Annotated in this window: 16 protein-coding genes; 10 read left to right on the top strand and 6 right to left on the bottom strand. The window is 73.2% G+C overall.

Annotated features, from left to right (window positions below):
* Positions 1 to 24 precede the first annotated feature (24 nt).
* The 3 genes from egtB to ACFWZH_RS14375 form a co-directional block, all read right to left on the bottom strand.
* Positions 25 to 1347, bottom strand: coding sequence for an ergothioneine biosynthesis protein EgtB (gene egtB, locus ACFWZH_RS14385; protein ID WP_384429436.1), 1323 nt, complete (start codon positions 1345 to 1347; stop codon positions 25 to 27).
* The gene (gene egtA / locus ACFWZH_RS14380) at positions 1344 to 2621 is read right to left on the bottom strand and encodes an ergothioneine biosynthesis glutamate--cysteine ligase EgtA (protein ID WP_384429433.1); all 1278 of its coding nucleotides are present in this window, start codon (positions 2619 to 2621) and stop codon (positions 1344 to 1346) included. Before egtA ends, egtB begins: the two co-directional genes overlap by 4 nt.
* A gap of 345 nt (positions 2622 to 2966) precedes the next feature.
* The gene (locus ACFWZH_RS14375) at positions 2967 to 4178 is read right to left on the bottom strand and encodes a pyridoxal phosphate-dependent aminotransferase (RefSeq protein WP_384429430.1); all 1212 of its coding nucleotides are present in this window, start codon (positions 4176 to 4178) and stop codon (positions 2967 to 2969) included.
* Positions 4179 to 4291: 113 nt separating this feature from the next.
* On the opposite strand from ACFWZH_RS14375, the gene ACFWZH_RS14370 reads away from it, so the two are divergent.
* Together ACFWZH_RS14370 and ACFWZH_RS14365 are read left to right on the top strand one after the other, a co-directional pair.
* Positions 4292 to 4915: a winged helix-turn-helix transcriptional regulator gene (locus tag ACFWZH_RS14370; RefSeq protein WP_384429427.1), complete on the top strand. Its 624-nt coding sequence runs from the start codon at positions 4292 to 4294 to the stop codon at positions 4913 to 4915.
* Positions 4916 to 5026: 111 nt separating this feature from the next.
* Positions 5027 to 6106 carry a glycosyl hydrolase family 18 protein gene (locus ACFWZH_RS14365; protein WP_384429424.1) on the top strand — a complete coding sequence of 360 codons (1080 nt, stop codon included), beginning with the start codon at positions 5027 to 5029 and terminating at the stop codon, positions 6104 to 6106.
* Here ACFWZH_RS14365 and ACFWZH_RS14360 read toward each other — a convergent pair.
* Positions 6050 to 6946 carry a helix-turn-helix transcriptional regulator gene (locus ACFWZH_RS14360; protein ID WP_384429421.1) on the bottom strand — a complete coding sequence of 299 codons (897 nt, stop codon included), beginning with the start codon at positions 6944 to 6946 and terminating at the stop codon, positions 6050 to 6052. The two genes, ACFWZH_RS14365 and ACFWZH_RS14360, sit on opposite strands and share 57 nt — an antisense overlap.
* 219 nt (positions 6947 to 7165) lie before the next feature.
* On the opposite strand from ACFWZH_RS14360, the gene ACFWZH_RS14355 reads away from it, so the two are divergent.
* The 3 genes from ACFWZH_RS14355 to ACFWZH_RS14345 are packed head-to-tail and all read left to right on the top strand — an operon-like array spanning position 7166 to position 10499.
* A complete protein-coding gene (locus tag ACFWZH_RS14355) occupies positions 7166 to 8164 on the top strand; it encodes an NADPH:quinone oxidoreductase family protein (RefSeq protein WP_384429418.1) in 999 nt (332 codons plus the stop codon).
* Positions 8161 to 9345, top strand: a complete 1185-nt coding sequence (locus tag ACFWZH_RS14350) for an acyl-CoA dehydrogenase family protein (protein WP_384429415.1) — start codon at positions 8161 to 8163, stop codon at positions 9343 to 9345. The genes ACFWZH_RS14355 and ACFWZH_RS14350 overlap by 4 nt, the downstream gene beginning before the upstream one ends.
* Positions 9342 to 10499, top strand: coding sequence for an acyl-CoA dehydrogenase family protein (locus ACFWZH_RS14345; protein WP_384429413.1), 1158 nt, complete (start codon positions 9342 to 9344; stop codon positions 10497 to 10499). The genes ACFWZH_RS14350 and ACFWZH_RS14345 overlap by 4 nt, the downstream gene beginning before the upstream one ends.
* A 12-nt stretch (positions 10500 to 10511) precedes the next feature.
* Here ACFWZH_RS14345 and ACFWZH_RS14340 read toward each other — a convergent pair whose 3' ends face one another.
* Positions 10512 to 11048, bottom strand: coding sequence for a Ser-Thr-rich GPI-anchored membrane family protein (locus tag ACFWZH_RS14340; RefSeq protein ID WP_384429410.1), 537 nt, complete (start codon positions 11046 to 11048; stop codon positions 10512 to 10514).
* Positions 11049 to 11250: 202 nt separating this feature from the next.
* Between ACFWZH_RS14340 and ACFWZH_RS14335 the strand changes: the two genes are divergently transcribed.
* On the top strand, positions 11251 to 12600 hold the full coding sequence (locus tag ACFWZH_RS14335; protein WP_384429407.1) for a hypothetical protein: 1350 nt from the start codon (positions 11251 to 11253) through the stop codon (positions 12598 to 12600).
* A gap of 73 nt (positions 12601 to 12673) precedes the next feature.
* Here the strand turns inward: ACFWZH_RS14335 and ACFWZH_RS14330 are convergent, their stop codons facing one another.
* Positions 12674 to 13216, bottom strand: a complete 543-nt coding sequence (locus tag ACFWZH_RS14330; RefSeq protein ID WP_384429404.1) for a cell wall hydrolase — start codon at positions 13214 to 13216, stop codon at positions 12674 to 12676.
* 103 nt (positions 13217 to 13319) lie between these two features.
* Here ACFWZH_RS14330 and ACFWZH_RS14325 point away from each other — a divergent pair, with 103 nt between their 5' ends.
* The 4 genes from ACFWZH_RS14325 (at position 13320) to ACFWZH_RS14310 (ending at position 18164) form a co-directional block, all read left to right on the top strand.
* Entirely contained in the window at positions 13320 to 14537 is a 1218-nt protein-coding gene (locus ACFWZH_RS14325) for a S1 family peptidase (RefSeq protein WP_384429401.1), read from the top strand.
* 126 nt (positions 14538 to 14663) lie between these two features.
* The gene (locus ACFWZH_RS14320) at positions 14664 to 16265 is read left to right on the top strand and encodes an ABC transporter substrate-binding protein (RefSeq protein ID WP_384429398.1); all 1602 of its coding nucleotides are present in this window, start codon (positions 14664 to 14666) and stop codon (positions 16263 to 16265) included.
* Between the two features lie 47 nt (positions 16266 to 16312).
* On the top strand, positions 16313 to 17269 hold the full coding sequence (locus tag ACFWZH_RS14315; RefSeq protein ID WP_384429395.1) for an ABC transporter permease: 957 nt from the start codon (positions 16313 to 16315) through the stop codon (positions 17267 to 17269).
* Positions 17262 to 18164 (top strand): ABC transporter permease, encoded by a 903-nt coding sequence (locus ACFWZH_RS14310; RefSeq protein WP_384429392.1) that lies wholly within the window; start codon positions 17262 to 17264, stop codon positions 18162 to 18164. Before ACFWZH_RS14315 ends, ACFWZH_RS14310 begins: the two co-directional genes overlap by 8 nt.
* The last annotated feature ends 43 nt before the right edge of the window (positions 18165 to 18207 follow it).

The following is an 18207-nucleotide window of genomic DNA, read 5'->3' as shown; positions in this document are numbered from 1 at the left end:
GCAGGCCCTCCCGTGTCGCCGGGCTCATGCGTCCGCCGCCGGGGCGACGTCCTTGGCGGTCCGGAACCCGGCGAAGATCTGCCGCCGGACCGGCAGGTCCCAGTTGCGGAAGGTGCCCCGGCAGGCGACCGGGTCGACGGCGAACGACCCGCCGCGCAGCACCTTGTACTGATCGCCGAAGAACACCTCGGAGTACTCGCGGTAGGGGAAGGCGGCGAAGCCCGGATACGGCAGGAAGTCGCTCGCCGTCCACTCCCACACATCGCCGATCAGCTGCCGTACGCCCAGGGGCGACTGGCCGTCCGGGTAGCTGCCGACGGGGGCGGGCCGCAGATGCCGCTGGCCGAGGTTGGCGTGCGCCGGCGTGGGGTCCTCGTCCCCCCAGGGGTAGCGCATCGACCGGCCGGCCTCCGGGTCGTACCGGGCGGCCTTCTCCCATTCGGCCTCGGTCGGCAGCCGCCGGCCGGCCCAGCGCGCATAGGCGTCCGCCTCGTACCAGCTGACGTGCAGCACCGGCTCGTCCGGTGGCACGGGCTCGGTGACCCCGAATCTCCGCCGCAGCCACTGGCCGCCGTCACGCTTCCAGAACAGTGGTGCGCGCAGCTTGTTCTCCTGCACCTGCGCCCAGCCCGCCGCGGTCCACCAGCGCGGCTCGCGGTAGCCCCCGTCCTCGATGAACCGCTGGTAGGCACCGTTGCTGACCGGTGTGGTGTCGATCAGGAAGGGCGGTACCAGCCGGTGGTGCGCGGGCCGCTCGTTGTCCAGCGCCCAGGGCTCGGTGGAGGTCCCCATGGCGAACGGCCCGCCGGGCACCAGGACTTCGTCGACCAGCGTTTCGTCGAGAGCGACGGTCAACGGCTCCGCCTCGCTCAGCACTGGTGGACCCGAGCGGAGCTGATGCGTGATGAGCATGGTCTCGTCGTGCTGCTGCTCATGCTGGGCGATCATGCCGAAGGCGAAGCCCGCGTCCAGCAGCGGACCGCCGTGCAGCGGGGCGGTCTCCAGGATGTCCAGCACCCGGCCGCGGACCTCGGCGACGTAGCCGTGCGCCTCGTCCGGTGCCAGCAGCGGCAGCGAGGGGCGCTCGGCGCGGGGATGCTCGAAGGCGTCGTAGACGGAGTCGATGTCCGGCCGCAGGGCGTCGCGACCACCGACGGTGCGCAGCAGCCACTGCTCCTCCTGGTTGCCTATGTGCGCCAGGTCCCACACCAGCGGGGACATCAGCGGGGAGTGCTGTGCGACGAGGTCGGGGTGCTCGACGCAGGTGGTCAGCAGGCGGGTGCGGTCGCGGGCGGTGCGCAGCGCCGAGGCCGCCCGTTCGCGAAGGAGCTCGGGGTCGTGGGTCACTGGCCGTCCTTCCCAAGGAGGAGAGCGCCCTCCGCGGCGTACAGGGCGTCGAGATGGTCGTCCGCGGGACAGCGTCCGCGCGCCACATAGCGGTCGGTGAACTCCGCGACCGCGGTGCGCACCTCCAGGGAGGCGCCGAGCCGTGGCAGGGCTTCCTGCGCGGCGGCGAAGCAGGCCACCGCTGCGGAGTGCAGCTCCGGGTCGGTCAGCGCTCCGCGGGCCGCGCGCCGCCACAGCGGATTGCGCGGCGCGGGCCGGGAACCGGCCGTGTCGGCGAGGGGTTTGACGACGCGGTAGGCGCGCTCCGTGGCCTCCGCATCGTCGAACAGGGCGGCGGTCACGGCCAGCGGCACGATCCATCCGCCGTCGCCCGACTGCGCGTCGATCATGCGCAGCTCCAGATGGCCGCGCGGCCGCACGGGCGGGAAGAGCGTGGTGACGTGGTAGTCCAGATCCTCCCGGGTCGGTGGTCTGGGGACGCCCGTACGGACCCACTCGCGGAAGGTGAGCCCCTCCGGCGCGTCCCAGGGGCCGTCCTCGTTGCGGACGCACATCACCGGCGCGTCCAGGACGTAGCGCGCCCAGGCGGTGCGGGGATCCGGCTCCTGGTGCGGGGCGAGCGTACGGCCCGGGTCGAGCTGGGACCAGACGACCTGGCGGGTGCTGCGGTAGCCCGTGGGGCAGCCCTCACTGGTCGGCGAGTTGGCGAACGCCGCGGTCAGTACCGCGCCCAGCAGATGGGCCAGCCGCCACCGCCGGCCGAGTCCGAACGGCCCCGGCTCCTCGTGGCCCGCGTCCACGCAGACCTGCACGGACGCGGTGGCGCACATCATGGCCCGCCCGGCGGAGCCCCAGCGGTCGAAGTACGCCTCCATGGCGTTGTACCGCGGTTCGGTCAGTACCCGGCGCGGGGGGTGCCATGGATTGTGGCCGTGGCCGGCCATTCCCAGGCCCATCGCCAGCATGGCGGGGCGGACCAGCGCGAGATCGGCCGCGACGGCCTCGATGCACTCGGTCAGTGAGGTGGCGGGCAGCGAGCTGAGCTCCAGCTGGCCGCCGGGTTCGAAGGTCAGGAGCGAGCTGAGGGGCAGGGCGCGCAGTGCGCCGGCCGCGTGGCGCAGCCGGTCCGGTTCGACCGGACATCGGGGGTTGCGCGCGTCGTGGACCAGCCACTCGATCTCGACGCCGATACGGCGCGGCGGACCGGTCTTGAAGCATATGCCGTGCAGGTGAGCCTCGAGTTCCGCTTCCGATTCTGCAGGCCGTACCGGCATGGAGTCCCCCTCCCTTGTGGGGTCGCGGCAGGAATGCCGCCCTCCACCTAATCTGCTGCGGGCGATCCGCTCAAGGGCGCGTTCGTGCGGCGGGCGGCCCGGACGGCCCGCCGCCGGGAGATCGCGTCCTTTGGGGTGGGGGGCTTCCCCACGGTGTCGCGGCGCCCCCACGCCGCCCGGAAGGCCTTCCCGCCTGTGGACGGGTCCCCGGTGCGCACCGGGGAGCGGCGGACGGGCGAGCGGCGGGGGTGCGGCCGTTCGGGTGAGGTGGGAGGGGAGAGCGGGAGGGAGCCGGGAAACGCCGGGAAGGCGGGGTGGGGCGCGGGCGCTGGGGGCGCCCCGGCGTCACTGGCGGTAGCCCGCCAGGAAGCGGCCGATCCGGCTGATCGCCGCGTCGAGGTCGTCGGCGTGCGGGAGGGTGAGGATGCGGAAGTGGTCCGGGCGCGGCCAGTTGAAGCCGGTGCCCTGGACGACCTGGATCTTCTCCCGCAGCAGCAGGTCCAGGACGAACTTCTCGTCGTCGTGGATCTTGTGTACGGCGGGGTCGAGGCGGGGGAAGGCGTAGAGCGCGCCCTTGGGCTTGACGCAGGAGACGCCCGGGATCTCGTTGAGCCGCTCGAAGGCCACATCGCGCTGCTCGTGCAGCCGCCCGCCCGGCAGGACCAGGTCCTGGATGCTCTGCCGGCCGCCGAGGGCCGCCTGAACGGCGTACTGCGCGGGCGCGTTCGGGCACAGCCGCATCGAGGCGAGGGTGCCCAGGCCCTCCAGATAGTCGGCGGCGTGCTCCTTGGGGCCGGTGACGACCAGCCAGCCGGAGCGGAAGCCGGCCACGCGGTAGGACTTGGACAGCCCGCAGAAGGTCAGGCACACCAGGTCGGGGGCGAGCACCGCGGCGTGGTGGTGCACCGCGTCGTCGTAGACGATCCGGTCGTAGACCTCGTCGGCGAAGACCATCAGCTGGTGGCGCCGGGCGAGGTCGAGCATGCCCTCCAGCAGCTCGCGCGGATAGACCGCGCCGGTCGGGTTGTTGGGGTTGATGATGACCAGCGCCCGGGTCCGGTCGGTGATCTTCGAGGCGAGGTCGTCGAGGTCCGGCAGCCAGTCGGCGGACTCGTCGCAGAGGTAGTGCACGGCCTTGCCGCCGGCGAGCGTGGTGACCGCCGTCCACAGGGGGTAGTCGGGGGCCGGGATGAGGACCTCGTCGCCGTCGTCGAGCAGCGCCTGTACGGCCAGCGAGACGAGCTCGGAGACGCCGTTGCCGAGGTAGACGTCGTCGACGCCGACGTCCGGCAGCCCGGCCTGCTGGTAGCGCTGGGCCACCGCGCGGCGGGCCGAGAGGATGCCGCGGGAGTCGGTGTAGCCGTGCGCACGGGACAGATTGCGCATCATGTCCTGCAGGATCTCCTCGGGGCACTCGAAGCCGAACAGCGCCGGATTGCCGGTGTTCAGCCGCAGCACGCTGTGGCCGGCCTCCTCCAGCGCGTCGGCGTGCTCGATCACCGGTCCGCGGATCTCGTAGCAGACGTCGGCCATCTTGCTGGACTGCTTGAACTGCATGGGGTGGCCTCCCGGTCCCTCGCTCACCGCGCGGCGCGGCAGCATTCGTCACACCGTACTTGGTTTTACCAAGTAGGGACTTGGAAAGTCCAACTTCTGTCTATGCTGGTGTCATGCCGCGCCGAAGCTATGACCAGTACTGCGCCGTCGCCCGAGCCCTGGACGCCGTCGGCGACCGCTGGACGCTCCTGATCGTCCGGGAACTCCTGGGCGGCTCCCGGCGCTACACCGATCTGCACGCCGACCTGCCCGGCGTCAGCACGGACATGCTCGCCTCCCGGCTCAAGGACATGGAGCGGGACGGCCTGGTCACCCGCCGCCGGCTCGCCCCGCCCGGAGCCGCCTACGTCTACGAGCTCACCGCCCGCGGCCGCGCGCTGCTGCCCGCGCTCAGCGCGCTCGCCGACTGGGGCGCCCCCGCCCTCGACGGGCGGCGCCCCACGGACGCGGTACGGGCCCACTGGTTCGCGGTGCCGCTCATCGCGCGGCTCGCCGACCACTTCACCGACGGCGTCCGGGTCGTCGACATCGCCCTCGACGAGGGGGAGTTCCATGTCCTGCTCGCGGCCGACGGCGGCCCCAGCTACGCCGACGGACCCGCCGAGCGCCCCGACGTCCGACTGCGGATGGACACCGCGACCTGCGCCGACATCGCCCACGACCGCCTCTCCCTCGCGGCGGCGATCGCCTCCGGCCGGATCGCGGTCACCCTGTCCCAGGGGGTGTCCGGCGGCTGACCGGTGCCCCGCCCGGTGCGCCGGGGCCGGCGGTCCGGCCGCGGACCACCCGCCGCCCCGTTCGGTGGAACTGACGATGCGTCATGAACGCTGCCGGGTGACGCTTTGGGCATGGACCAACCCTCAGGATCCCGGTCGCGCACCGGACTGTCCGTTCTGCTGGCCGTGGCGGTGCTCGCCGGACCGCTCGCCCCGGCCGCCGAGGCGGCGAAGACCCCGGAGGGGCAGCGGGACCGCGGGCGCACCGCCTCGGCCTGGCTGCCCTATTGGGGCAACATCGACGCCGCCTACCGCGACGCCCTGCAACACGCCTCCCAGCTGCACACCGTCAGCCCCTTTTGGTACCAGGCCTCTTCCGACACCACCATCACCGGACACCACGGCGCCGGGCGGCGCGGCATCATCGACGGGCTGCACGACGCCGGGATCGCCGTCGTGCCCACGGTCACCGAGACCCTCGGCGCCAAGGAGATGGGCGATCTGATGCACGACCCCGATCGGCGCCGGGCGCATGTCGACCGGCTGCTGGACGTGGTGGAGAGCCGTGCGTACGACGGGCTCGACCTGGACTACGAGTCGATGGCGGTCACCGGCGACAAGGAGGCCCGCGAGCGGGTGCGGACCGGATACAACGCGCTCGTCCGGCAGCTGTGCGCGCGGCTGCACGACCTCGGCAAGCAGTGTGTGGTCACGGTGCTGGCCCGGGTCCGCGGCAGCGGCACGGCGTTCGACTACGAGTGGCTCGGCAGGTACGCCGACCGGGTCCGGATCATGGGGTACGACCTGCACTGGTCGGGCGGCGAGGCGGGTCCGCTGTCCTCCCGGGACTGGTACGAGGAGTTTCTGCGCTACGCCACCGGCACCATCCCGCGCCACAAGATCGAGGTGGCCTTCCCGGGCTACGGCTGGGACTGGGTCACCGGCGTCAAGGGCCATGCGGGCCATCTGACCTGGAAGCAGGCCGAGGCGCTGCGTGAGCGGACGGACGCGGAGTACCGCTTCGACGAGCAGTCCGGCACCCCGTACTTCCGCTACTACAAGGACGACGAGGAGCACGAGGTGTGGTACCAGGACGCGCGCGGCGTCCGGGCCCAGCTGCCCCTGTTGAGGAAGTACGGGGTGCGGGGCACCGGCCTATGGGCGCTCGGGTTCGAGGACCCGGAGTTCTGGAGCGCGCTCCGCCGCGAGTAGCCGCAGCGCCGCCTCGGACGGCGAGCCCTCCGCCGCGGTGTACATCAGCACGCCCTGCCCGGAACCGTCCGGCGTCCGCATCATCTCGAAGTCCAGCTCCATGTCGCCCACCAGCGGATGGTGGAACCGCTTGGTGCCGAAGGTGCAGTTGCTGACGGCGTGCCGGGACCACAGGCCGCTGAACTCGGTGGACTTCATCGACAACTCGCCGATCAGCTCGGTGAGCCGGGGGTCGTCGGGGTACTCGCCCGCGGCCACCCGCAGCGCCGAGACGGCCCGCCGGACCTCCTCGTCACGGTCCCGGTAGAGCTCCCTGGTGTGCGGGTCGAGGAAGAGCAGCCGCTGGGCGTTGGGCCGGTCCAACGGGCGGTCGGGGCTGTCGAAGTCGAGGTGCCCGGCGACCAGGGCGTGCCCGAGGCGGTTCCACGCCAGGATCTCGAACCGCGGTCCCAGTGCGAGGGCCGGTACGTCCGCCATGGCGCCGAGCAGCTGCCGCACGCCGGGGCGGACCCGGTCGTGGCGGACCGCGGGGCGGCGGCGCGCCCGGGTGGGGCGGGCCAGCACGTACAGATGGGCCCGCTCGTCGGCGGTCAGCCGCAGCGCGCGGGCCAGCGCGTCCAGCACCCCTTCGGACGCGTTGCGGCTCTGGCCCTGTTCGAGGCGGGTGTAGTACGCGATGCTGACGCCGGCCAGCTGCGCCAGCTCCTCGCGGCGCAGGCCCGGGACCCGGCGGCGCGCCCCGTAGGAGACCAGTCCGACGTCCTCCGGCTGGAGCCGGGCGCGGCGGGAGCGCAGGAAGTTCCCCAATTCGGCGGGGGTGTCCGTGGCGGGTGAGTCCATACCGGCCAGTCTCGGCCATCGGGCCGGGTGGTGCCTGACCCTGTCAGTACCAGGTTCCCGGGGGGCGGCCCGGGTCGGGCGGCGGGGCGGGCGCCGGGATGTGGCGCGGAGTCGCCGACGACGGTTCCCTAGCCGATACCGACCGCTTAGTATGTCGCTGGCGAGGGGCCGCTGCGCCCTTTGCCCCACCCGCGTATCCAAGGTCTGTGGAGGCACCAGGTGAAGGCATGGCGCGTACACGCGAACGGCGAGCCGCGTGAAGTGATGCGGCTGGAGGAGGTGCCGGACCCGGAGCCGGGCCCGGGGCAGCTGCTGCTGCGGGTGCGGGCCGCCAACGTCAACTTCCCCGACGCGCTGCTGTGCCGGGGCCAGTACCAGGTGCGGCCGCCGCTGCCCTTCACGCCGGGCGTGGAGATCTGCGGCGAGGTGCTCGCCGTGGGCGAGGGCGCGGCCGGCGAGGTCGGGAGGCGGGTGCTGGCCCAGCCGCCGCTGCCCGACGGAGGCTTCGCCGAGCTCGCGGTCGTCGACGCGGCGACCGCCCGCCCCGCTCCCGAGGCCCTGGACGACGCGGAGGCCGCCGCACTGCACGTCGGCTACCAGACCGGCTGGTTCGGACTGCACCGCCGGGCCCGGCTGCAGGCCGGCGAGACGCTGCTGGTGCACGCCGCGGCCGGCGGCGTCGGCAGCGCCGCCGTCCAGCTCGGCAAGGCCGCGGGCGCACGGGTGATCGGGGTGGCCGGCGGCGCGGACAAGGCCCGCATCGCCCGCGAACTGGGCTGCGACCTCGTCCTGGACCGGCGCACGGACGACATCGTCGCCGCGGTCAAGGAGGCCACCGACGGCCGGGGCGCCGACGTCGTCTACGACCCGGTGGGCGGCGACGCGTACGCCAAGTCCGTCAAGTGCATCGCCTTCGAGGGCCGCATCATCGTCGTCGGCTTCGCGGGCGGCGCCATCCCCACCCCCGCCCTCAACCACGCGCTGGTGAAGAACTACGCGATCCTGGGCCTGCATTGGGGCCTGTACAACACCAAGGACCCGGCAGCCGTCGACGCCTGCCACGAGGAGCTGACCAAGCTCGCCGCGCAGGGCGTGGTCAAGCCGCTGATCGGCGGGCGGGTACCGCTGGAGTCGGCGGCCGACGCCGTACAGCAGGTCGCCGACGGCACCTCCGTCGGCCGGCTCGTGGTGGTCCCCGGAGCGGGGGAGGCCCGATGACCGACGCCACCGACCTGCGCCGGCGCACCGCCGAGCTGCTCGCCGCCCACCCTCCCGCCACGACCGACCGCCTGGAGTTCCTGCGCGCCCGCTTCGACGCGGGACTGGCCTGGGTCCACTTCCCCGAGGGACTCGGCGGACTCGACGCGCCGCGATCCCTCCAGGCGGTCGTCGACGCCGAGCTGGAGGCGGCCGGCGCCCCCGGCAACGACCCGGGCCGGATCGGCATCGGCCTGGGCATGGCCGCGCCCACCATCCTGCGGTTCGGCACCGACGAGCAGAAGCAGCGCTTCCTGCGGCCCCTGTGGACCGGCGAGGAGGTGTGGTGCCAGCTGTTCAGCGAGCCCGGTGCCGGCTCCGACCTGGCGGCGCTGGCGACCCGCGCGGTCCGGGACGACGGCGGAGACTGGATCGTCGACGGGCAGAAGGTCTGGACGTCCAGCGCGCACCTGGCCCGCTGGGCGATCCTGATCGCCCGCACCGACCCCGACGTGCCCAAGCACCGGGGCATCAGCTACTTCGTCTGCGATATGACCCACCCCGGTGTCGAGGTGCGCCCGCTGCGGCAGATCACCGGCGAGGCCGAGTTCAACGAGGTCTTCCTCACCGGCGTCGAGATCCCCGACGCCCACCGCCTCGGCGCGGTCGGCGAGGGCTGGCAGGTCGCCCAGACCACCCTGATGAACGAGCGGGTCGCCATCGGCGGGGTCCGCACACCCCGCGAGGGCGGCATGATCGGCGTCGCCGCCGCCGACTGGCGCGCCCGGCCCGAACTGCGCACCCACGATCTGCACCAGCGGCTGCTGAAGCTGTGGGTGGAGGCCGAGGTCGCCCGGCTGACCGGCGAGCGGCTGCGCCAGCAGCTGACCAAAGGGCAGCCCGGACCGGAGGGCAGCGGCATGAAGCTGGCCTTCGCCCGCCTCGCCCAGGAGATCAGCGGCTGGGAGGTGGAGTTCCTCGCCGAGGACGGACTGACCTACGACGACTGGACGATGCGCCGCCCCGACGGCGTCGACTTCATCGGACGCGAGGCCGGCTACCGCTATCTGCGCGCCAAGGGGAACTCCATCGAAGGAGGCACCTCCGAAGTGCTGCTCAACATCGTCGCCGAACGCGTACTGGGGCTGCCGCCCGAGCCGCGCACCGACAAGGACGTCGCGTGGAAGGACCTCCCCCGATGACCGATCCGCAGACCACCGCGCCAGGGGGACCGGACCCCGATCTGCTGTACTCGCAGGACGAGGACGCGCTGCGCGCCGCCGTACGGTCGCTGCTCGCCGACCGCAGCGATCCGGCCACCGTGCTCGCCGGCCTGGAGGCGGACCGCCCCTACGACTCCGCACTGTGGCGCGCGCTCGCCACGGAGATCGGCACCGCGGGGCTGCTGGTCCCCGAGAAGCTCGGCGGGGCCGGCGCGAGCGCCCGCGAGGCCGCCGTCGTGCTGGAGGAACTGGGCCGCTCCGTCGCCGCCGTGCCGTATCTGACCAGCGCGGTCGTCGCGGTGACGGCCCTGCTCGGCTGCCCGTGCGACCGGCCGGAGGTCGCCGCACCGCTCGCCGCGCTCGCCGAGGGGCGCACCGTCGGCGTGCTCGCCCTCCCGCTGCCCACCGCCCCCGGAGGGCTGCCGGAACCGGCCGTACGGGCCGATGCCGGCGGTGCCCTCACCGGCCGGGCGACCTCGGTCGCCGACGCCGCGGCCGCCGACCTGCTGCTCGTCTGGGCCCAGGGGACGGACGGCCCGGCGCTCTACGCGGTCGAGGCCACGGCCGAGGGCGTGCGCACCGACGCCGTCACCTCGCTCGACCTCACCCGCCGCCTGGGGCACCTCGCCCTCGACGGCGCCCGCGGCACCCTGCTGGCCACCGGCGACCGCGCCCGCGCCGCCGTCGAGCGTGCCCTGCTCACCGGGGCCGGGCTGCTCGCCTCCGAACAGCTCGGCGTCGCCGAATGGTGCCTGACCGAAACGGTGCGCTACACCGCCGAGCGCACCCAGTTCGCCCGCCCCGTCGGCTCGTTCCAGGCGCTCAAGCACCGGATGGCCGCGCTGTGGCTGGAGGTCGCCTCGGCCCGCGCCGCCGCCCGCAACGCCGCCGACGCGCTGGCCACCGACAGCCCCGACGCCGCCGTGGCCGTGGCGGTCGCCCAGGCGTACTGCGCGCCGGTGGCGGTACGTGCCGCCGAGGAGTGCGTCCAGCTGCACGGCGGCATCGGGATGACCTGGGAGCACCCGGCTCATCTGTTCCTCAAGCGGGCCAAGAGCGACGAGCTCGCCCTGGGTTCGCCGGGACGGCACCGGCAGGCCCTGGCCGGGCTGGTCGGTCTCGACGCCCCCTGAGGGCCCGGCCGCTCAGCCGGTGACGGCGAAGGTCCTGCTCAGGCCGCGGACCTCGCCGTCACCGGTGGTGGCCACCTCCAGGAAGTAGCGGGGGCCCGGCGGCACCCGCGGCAGCGTCACGATCACCTCGCCGGCCCGCCCGGCGCCCGCATGGGTGGCGACCAGCCCCAGCCGCTGCGAGCGGCCGTGGCCGGTGTCCGTGCGCAGCCAGACGTCCACCTGCTCGCCCGTGGTGTTCTTCCACGCCACGGCGAAGCTGCCGTTCGCCCTGAAGTCGACACCGCCCTGCGGCGCGGTCACCTCGATCCGCCCCGTCACGGGAGCGGTCGGAAGGCCGGCGTCGGACGGCACGGCATCGGCGCCGAGCGCGGAGGTGGCGGCACGCGCGGCCGAGCCGCCGTGCCCGGTCACGGCGGCCAGGGCACCGGCGGGTGACGGCCGGTCCGGCCCGGCGCGCTCCGGTGCCAGCGTGATCACCAGCATGCAGCCGACGGCGGTGGCGGCGACGGCGACGGCCAGATTCGTGGCTACCCAAGCGGCCCTGGACATCGTCTTCTCGTTTCCTCGGGGGAGGGACGAGCCGGAGCATCCCCGGCACGTCGATGGCCAAAAACGACGCGCTGAGCGACCACCTGGATGGCCATTCCCGGCGCGACAGACCCCCCGGGGCAAGAGACAATCCCGCGGCCGGACCGGATCGATCACCCGTCCGGTGATGTCTGGAAAGTGCTGTTCGGGTAGCGTCGAACCCATGGACACCGCAACTCGACGTGCGCTGATCGGACCGGTTCTCCTCCTGGTGGCCGCGCTGGTGGCGGTGGCCGCACTGTTGGCGCCCGGCGCCCATGCCGCGGGCGGGCTCGACCAGGCCGCGGCGGCCCTGAAGAAGGGCCCGGTCTATGTCGATCCGCGCGCCTCGGACCAGCTTTCCGCAGGTCAGGCGGATGCGCTGGCCAAGAAGATCAAGGACGCGGACAAGCCGATCTTCGTCGCGGTACTGCCGAGAGCCGCCGAGTACCAGCCCGGCACGCTGCTGGCGGACCTGCGGACCAAGGTCGGCATCAGCGGTGTCTACGCCGTCGAACTGGGCGACGGCTTCAACGCCGGCGCCGATCCGCGCGTGATGTCGCGCGACTCCGTCAAGAACCTCGTCGGCTCGGTCAAGCGCTCCGACTACACCGTCGCCGAGCGGCTGAACAGCTTCGTCGACACCGCGGAGCAGTCGGCGCGGGGCCACGCCCCCAGCTCGTGGGGCGACACCGGAGGGGCCGGCGGGTTCGACACCGGCACGGCGATCGGCCTGGGTGTCCTGGTGGCCGTAGGCGGCGGTGGCGCGTACGTCATCGCCCGCCGCAACCGCAGGCGGCGGGCCGAGGAGGAGCGGGCCGCGCTGGAGGACCTGCGGGTCGTCGTCGACGAGGACATCACCGCCTTCGGCGAGGAGCTGGACCGGCTGGACTTCCACCCCGGTGAGCCCGGCGCCGACGACGCGATGCGCGCGGACTACAGCCATGCGCTGGACGCGTACGAGACGGCCAAGTCGGCGATGGCGGCGGCCGAGCACCCCGGCGATGTGCGGGGCGTGACCCAGGCGCTGGAGGACGGCCGGTTCTCGCTGGCCACGCTCGCCGCGCGCCGCGCGGGCAAGCCGCTGCCCGAGCGCCGGCCGCCCTGCTTCTTCGACCCGCGGCACGGCCCGTCCGTCGTCGACGTCGCCTGGGCGCCGGCCGGCGGCGCGGAGCGCACCGTACCGGTCTGCGCCGCGGACAAGAGCCGGCTGGACGACGGCCGCGAGCCGCTGGCCCGTACGGTCCGCACCGAGCGCGGAGACCGCCCCTACTGGGAGGCCGGCCCGGCCTACGGCCCCTGGGCCGGCGGCTACTTCGGCGGCGGCCTGCTGCCCGGCCTCCTGGTCGGCACGCTGCTGGGCAACGTGATGATGTCGTCGCCCGCCTACGGCGCGGACTTCGGCGGGCCCGCCGGCGCCGAGGGCGGAGACTACTCCGGCTCCGACTTCAGCTCCGACGACTTCGGCGGTGGCTTCGGCGACGGCGGAGGCTTCGACGGTGGTGGCGGCTTCGGCGGCGACGGCGGCTTCTGAGCGCTCCCGGCCGGCCGGCCGGCGCCGCTGAGCGTTCCCGGACGGGCGGCGGGCCCGGAAGGCCGTCGAGGGTTCACCGGCCCTGCGGGCCCACCGCCCGTTTGAAGCCCAGCAGGCGCGCATAGCGTGCCCGCGCCGCGAAGTCGGCATAGCGCCACACGGCGGGCCGGCCGACCTCCCGGCACAGATGCAGCACCTGGTCGGGCCCCAGATGGACGCCCACGTGGGCGCCGTAGCCCTCGGGGCGGCCCGCGACCGGCCCGCCGTCGAACAGCACCAGGTCCAGCGGCCGCGGCCGGTCGGCCCGCCGGGTCGCCCGCCGGTCCGCCCACAGCTCCGCCGAACGCAACGGCGGGATGGGCAGACCGAAGTGGCCCAGTACGGCATAGGCGTAGCGCTGGCAGTTGGCACCGCCCGACAGGGCCGCGAGCTCGCCGGGCGCGGCGGGCCCGGCCGTGACGGTCGGCCCGTCCGGCCCGGATGACGGGCATTCAGGTGTCCCCGCTCCCGGATGGCGGGCGCCCGAGTAGGTCACCTTGCGCAGCTCCGCGGGCAGTTGCCCGAACGCTATCGGGCCGCCGGGGGCGGGGATTTGGCAGTGGGTCTCGCGGGTCATCCGGCCATCATGCAAAGGATCTCCCTCATGCCGCGTGTCGCGGTGTCACGCACGCTCGACACGTCGGATCCGACGTGCACTCGACACCGCGAGGAGATCCCCGATGCAACGCTTTCGCAAGGCCGCCCTGTGGGGCGCGACCGTCGCGGCCATGGCGGCCGTCGGCTCGCTCGGCCCGGCGCACGCCGTACCGCGGACCGACCCGACGCCCCAGCCGCGCGGCATGTTCGACGCGATGAGCCGGGACCTCGGACTGACCAGGGACCAGGTGCGCGTCCGGCTCGCGCAGGAGACCGACGCCCACCGTGCCGCGGCCGCCGTGCGCCGGGCACTGAGCACCCCGCCCGCCGGGATGTGGTTCGACAAGGCGACCGGCAAGCTCATCGTCGCGGTCACCGGCGCCGCCGACGCCCAGCGCGTGCGGGCGGTGGGCGCGGTGCCCAGAACGGTGCCGCACAGCCACGCCGCGCTCGTCGCACTGGTGCGGCAGATCAACGGCCGGGCCGGCAAGGGCGTACCGGGCGTCACCGGCTGGGGGGTGGACGAGCGGTCCAACGGCGTGGTGATCCGGGTCGACCGCACCAAGCGCACCGCGCGGACCAACGAGTTCGAAAAGGCCGTCCGGGGCTTCGGGACCCGCGCGAAGATCCCGGTCACCGTCGAGCAGACCGACCAGTCGCCGCGTCAGCAGGGCGGCCGGGTGATCGGCGGTGAGCGCTGGATGCCCGGCAACGAGGGGATCTGCTCCATCGGCTTCTCGGTGACCGGCCCGGAGGACTTCCAGGGTTTCGTGACGGCCGGTCACTGCACCCTGACCCCGAAGCAGGCCGCGTACGGCAAGGACGGCAGCCGGTTGGGCACGTCCAACTTCGGCGGCAGGCACAGCGTCAACGGGCGCGAGGGCGACTTCGGGCTGGTCGAGGTCGACCAGCCGGACTGGACGCTCAGTCCGACCGTGGCGGGCGAGGCCGGCCGGCCGGTGACCGTCGCCGGCTCGCAGGAGGGCCTCGTCGGCATGTCGATCTGTCGCTCCGGCCAGTCCAGCGGCTGGCACTGCGGCGAGATCACCCGGGTGGACCAGACGGTGGACTACGGCAATGTGGAGATCGAGGGGCTCTCGTACACCAACGCCTGCTCCGCGGCCGGCGATTCGGGCGGCTCGTACGTCACCCAGCTCAACAACCCGATGGCCGTCGGGGTGCACTCCGGCGGCGGCGCCTCCGGCTGCGACGGCGACGGCGGCAGTACCGTCACCATCTTCCAGCCGATCGCCGAGCTGCTGGCGAAGTGGCACCTGACGCTGAAGACCGGTACCTCCTGACGCCCGCGGCCGGAGGCCGGTTCATGGCCGTCCCTTTACGTACTGTTTAATGGGATCGCTTAATTGCGAGTTCTTCGCAATAGCGCTGAACCGCAATAACAGTCGATCTTCATTAGGGGTGTGGGCATGACGGCCCGGTCGATACGGGTAAGGGCCGCCACGGTGATGGCCGGCACGGTGGCCTTCGGGGCGGTGGCCTGCTCGACGCCCACCGACGGCACGGGCGGCGCCGAGGACTCCGTCGTGGTCGGCATCGCCAACGAGCCGGAGACCCTCAGCCCGCTCCTCGGCTACGGCAAGGACGGCAACTCCAAGATCTTCGATGGGTTGCTCACCCACGACGCGGCCATGAAGCTCAAGCCGGCCCTGGCCGCGAGGCTCCCGCAGGTCTCCGACGACGGCAGGACCTACACCTTCACGCTGCGCCAGGGCGTGCGGTTCTCCGACGGCACGCCCTTCACCGCCGACGACGTGGTCTTCACCTACGACACGATCCTGGACGAGAAGACCAACAACGCCTCCAAGGCCGAACTGGACGCCCTGGACAAGGTCGAGAAGAAGGACGACAAGACCGTCGTCTTCCGTCTGAAGTACCCCTACGCGCCGTTCGCCGAGCGCACCGTCCTGGCCATCGCCCCGAAGCACCTCGCCGGCAAGCAGGACATCAACAGCGGCCCCTTCACCACCAAGCCCGTCGGCACCGGACCGTACGTCCTGGCCGACTGGTCCAAGGGCGAGAAGCTCACCTTCAAGGCCAACCCCCACTACTGGGGCGGCGCACCGAAGGTGAAGAACTTCACCATGGCGATCATCAAGGACGACGACGTACGAGCCACCCGGCTCCGGGCCGGTGACCTGGACGGCGCCATCCTGCCGCCCAACCTCGCCGCCACCTTCGCGTCCTCCAAGGGCAAGAAGACCCTCGCCGCCAAGACCTTCGACTACCGCAACGTCACGCTGCCCAGCGCGAACGAGGTCACCGGCGACAAGGCCGTACGCCGGGCCCTGGACCTGGCCGTGGACCGCAAGGCGATGGTCGACGGCATCCTGGACGGCGCGGGCAAGCCCGCCTACGGCCCGGTGCCCACCGACAGCCCCTGGTTCACCAAGGGCACCGAGCGCGCCCACGACCTGAAGAAGGCCGAGCGGATCCTCGACGAGGCCGGCTGGACCAAGGGCGAGGACGGCATCCGCACCAAGGACGGCGAACGCGCCTCCTTCAAGCTCTGGTACCTCACCGGTGACACCCTGCGCCAGAAGCACGCCCTGGCCTTCGCCTCCGACGTCAAGAAGGCGGGCATCGAGGCCAAGGTCGAGTCCGGCACCTGGGAGGCCATCGAGCCGAACATGAAGCACGACGCGGTGCTCGCGGGCGGCGGCAGCCCGGCCGACCCCGACTTCGACCAGTACCTGCTGCTGCACTCCTCGCTGGCGGGCGACGGCTTCAACAACATGTCGCGCTACGCCAGCGACACGGTCGACCGGGCGCTGGTGGACGCCCGCCGCACGGACGACACCGAGAAGCGCAGGGCCGCCTACGACACCGTCCAGCGCGAGCTGGTGGACGACCCGGCGTACACCTTCCTCACCCACGTCGACCACATGTACGTGATCAACGACAAGTGGCGGACCGGCGGTTCCGGCCCGACCACCCAGGTCGAGCCGCACGACCACGGTCTGGCCTCCGGCCCGTGGTGGAACGTAGAGGACTGGCAGCCCAAGAAGTGAGCACGGCAGCCAGGGCGAAGTCCCTTCCCTGGGGGCCGATGGCGCGGATGACGGGACGGCGCGCACTGTTCGCCGTCCCCGTCCTCCTCGCCGTCACCTTCGGCGTGTTCGCCATCGCGGCGGCCTCGCCGTTCGACCCCGTCAAGGCCTACGCGGGCACGGCAGGACTGACCGCCTCGCAGGAGAACCTCGACCAGATCCGGCACAACCTCGGCGTCGACCAGCCGCTGCCCGCCCGCTGGTGGCACTGGCTGACCGGCGCGCTCACCGGCGACCTCGGCGACTCCGCGACGCTGCGCGCCCCGGTCTCCCAGGTCATCGGCGAGCGCATCGGCTGGTCGGTGCTGCTGTGCGCACTGGCCTTCGCCCTCGCCGTCGTGCTGGGCACGGTGCTGGGCGTGCTCGCGGCCCGGCGCCGCGGCTCGCTGCTGGACCGGGCCGTCACCTCGGTCGCCTACGCGCTGGAGGCGGCCCCGCCGTTCTGGCTCGGCCTGCTGGCCGTCTGGCTCTTCGCGCTCAAGCTCGGCGTGCTGCCCGCCGGCGGCCTGACCGACACCGGCAGCCGGGTCGCCACCGCCGGACAGATCGCGAGCCATGTCGTGCTGCCCGCCCTCGTCCTCGCCGTCTCCCAGCTCCCCTGGTTCGTGCTCTACGTACGCCAAGGGGTCGGCGACGCCCTGGAGGAGGACCCGGTGCGCGGTGCGCGGGCGCGCGGGCTGAGCGAGCGCACCGTACTGCTGCACCACGCCCTGCGCTCCGGGCTGCTCCCGGTGCTGACCCTGATCGGCTCCCGGGTGCCCGAACTGATCACCGGCGCCCTGCTGGTGGAGTCCGTCTTCAGCTGGCCGGGCATCGCCTCCGCCACCGTGGACGCCGCCACCGGCGTCGACTTCCCGCTGCTGGCGGCCCTCACGGTGCTGGCCACCGTCGCGGTGCTCCTCGGCAACCTGCTGTCCGACCTGCTGTACGGGCTCGCCGACCCGAGGGTGGGCTTCGATGGCTGAGACCACCAAGGCGCCCGCCGCGGACGGCACCGCCTGGCACACCGCGCGCACCCGGCGCTCCGGCGCCCGCGCCGCGCGCACCCTGCGGGTGTGGGCCTGTGCCGCCCTGGCCGCGCTGATCGTCCTGGCGGTGCTGCTCGTGCCGCTGCTCGTCCCCCTGGACGAGCAGGCCGTCGAGCTGTCCGCCAAACTGCGGGCGCCGTCCTGGGCACACCTCTTCGGCACCGACGAGGTTGGCCGCGACCTGCTGCTGCGCTGTGTGTACGGCCTGCGCGTCTCGCTGCTGGTCGGCGTGGTCGCGGCGGTGGCCGCCACCGTCGTCGGCACCGCGGTCGGCGCGCTGGCCGGGGCGCTCGGCGACTGGACCGACCGCGCCGTGATGCGTGTGGTGGACCTGTTCTCCTCCGTGCCGCACCTGCTGCTCGGCGTCTTCATCGTGGCGATGTTCCGGCCGGGCATATGGCCGGTGGTCGTCTCCGTCGCCCTGACGCACTGGCTGTCGACCGCGCGGATCGTGCGCGCCGAGGTGCTCTCGCTGCGCTCCCGCCCGTACGTCGACGCCGCCCTCGTCGGCGGTGCCTCGCGCGCCCGGGTGGCGGTGCGTCATCTGCTGCCCGGCGTGCTGCCGCAGGCCGGGCTCGCCGCCGTGCTGATGATCCCGCACGCCATCTGGCACGAGTCCGCGCTGTCGTTCCTGGGCCTGGGGCTGCCCGCCCACGAAGCGAGCCTGGGCAGCATGGTCGACACCGCCCGCGGCTCCCTGCTGGCCGGGGACTGGTGGCCGACCCTCTTCCCCGGCCTGTTCATCATCGTCCCCACCCTCGCCATCGCCGGTCTGGCCGGCGTCTGGCGGGAGCGGATCAACCCCCGGCGCCGATCGGAGCTGATGCTGTGAGCGCGCCCTCGCGAGCCGAACGCCCCGTGCTGTCCGTACGGGG

Source organism: Streptomyces sp. NPDC059008 (genome assembly GCF_042749045.1).
In the GTDB taxonomy this organism is placed as follows: domain Bacteria; phylum Actinomycetota; class Actinomycetes; order Streptomycetales; family Streptomycetaceae; genus Streptomyces.
Note: the sequence above shows the minus strand (reverse complement) of the source record. Positions and strands in the feature narration are given on the sequence as shown.

Excerpts from the sequence above, each read along its gene's own strand:
- egtA (WP_384429433.1), bottom strand. The coding sequence starts at position 2,621 with ATGCCGGTACGGCCTGCAGAATCGGAAGCGGAACTCGAGGCTCACCTG.
- ACFWZH_RS14375 (WP_384429430.1), bottom strand. The coding sequence starts at position 4,178 with ATGCAGTTCAAGCAGTCCAGCAAGATGGCCGACGTCTGCTACGAGATC.
- ACFWZH_RS14370 (WP_384429427.1), top strand. The coding sequence starts at position 4,292 with ATGCCGCGCCGAAGCTATGACCAGTACTGCGCCGTCGCCCGAGCCCTG.
- ACFWZH_RS14365 (WP_384429424.1), top strand. The coding sequence starts at position 5,027 with ATGGACCAACCCTCAGGATCCCGGTCGCGCACCGGACTGTCCGTTCTG.
- ACFWZH_RS14360 (WP_384429421.1), bottom strand. The coding sequence starts at position 6,946 with ATGGACTCACCCGCCACGGACACCCCCGCCGAATTGGGGAACTTCCTG.
- ACFWZH_RS14350 (WP_384429415.1), top strand. The coding sequence starts at position 8,161 with ATGACCGACGCCACCGACCTGCGCCGGCGCACCGCCGAGCTGCTCGCC.
- ACFWZH_RS14345 (WP_384429413.1), top strand. The coding sequence starts at position 9,342 with ATGACCGATCCGCAGACCACCGCGCCAGGGGGACCGGACCCCGATCTG.
- ACFWZH_RS14340 (WP_384429410.1), bottom strand. The coding sequence starts at position 11,048 with ATGTCCAGGGCCGCTTGGGTAGCCACGAATCTGGCCGTCGCCGTCGCC.
- ACFWZH_RS14335 (WP_384429407.1), top strand. The coding sequence starts at position 11,251 with ATGGACACCGCAACTCGACGTGCGCTGATCGGACCGGTTCTCCTCCTG.
- ACFWZH_RS14330 (WP_384429404.1), bottom strand. The coding sequence starts at position 13,216 with ATGACCCGCGAGACCCACTGCCAAATCCCCGCCCCCGGCGGCCCGATA.
- ACFWZH_RS14325 (WP_384429401.1), top strand. The coding sequence starts at position 13,320 with ATGCAACGCTTTCGCAAGGCCGCCCTGTGGGGCGCGACCGTCGCGGCC.
- ACFWZH_RS14320 (WP_384429398.1), top strand. The coding sequence starts at position 14,664 with ATGACGGCCCGGTCGATACGGGTAAGGGCCGCCACGGTGATGGCCGGC.
- ACFWZH_RS14315 (WP_384429395.1), top strand. The coding sequence starts at position 16,313 with ATGACGGGACGGCGCGCACTGTTCGCCGTCCCCGTCCTCCTCGCCGTC.
- ACFWZH_RS14310 (WP_384429392.1), top strand. The coding sequence starts at position 17,262 with ATGGCTGAGACCACCAAGGCGCCCGCCGCGGACGGCACCGCCTGGCAC.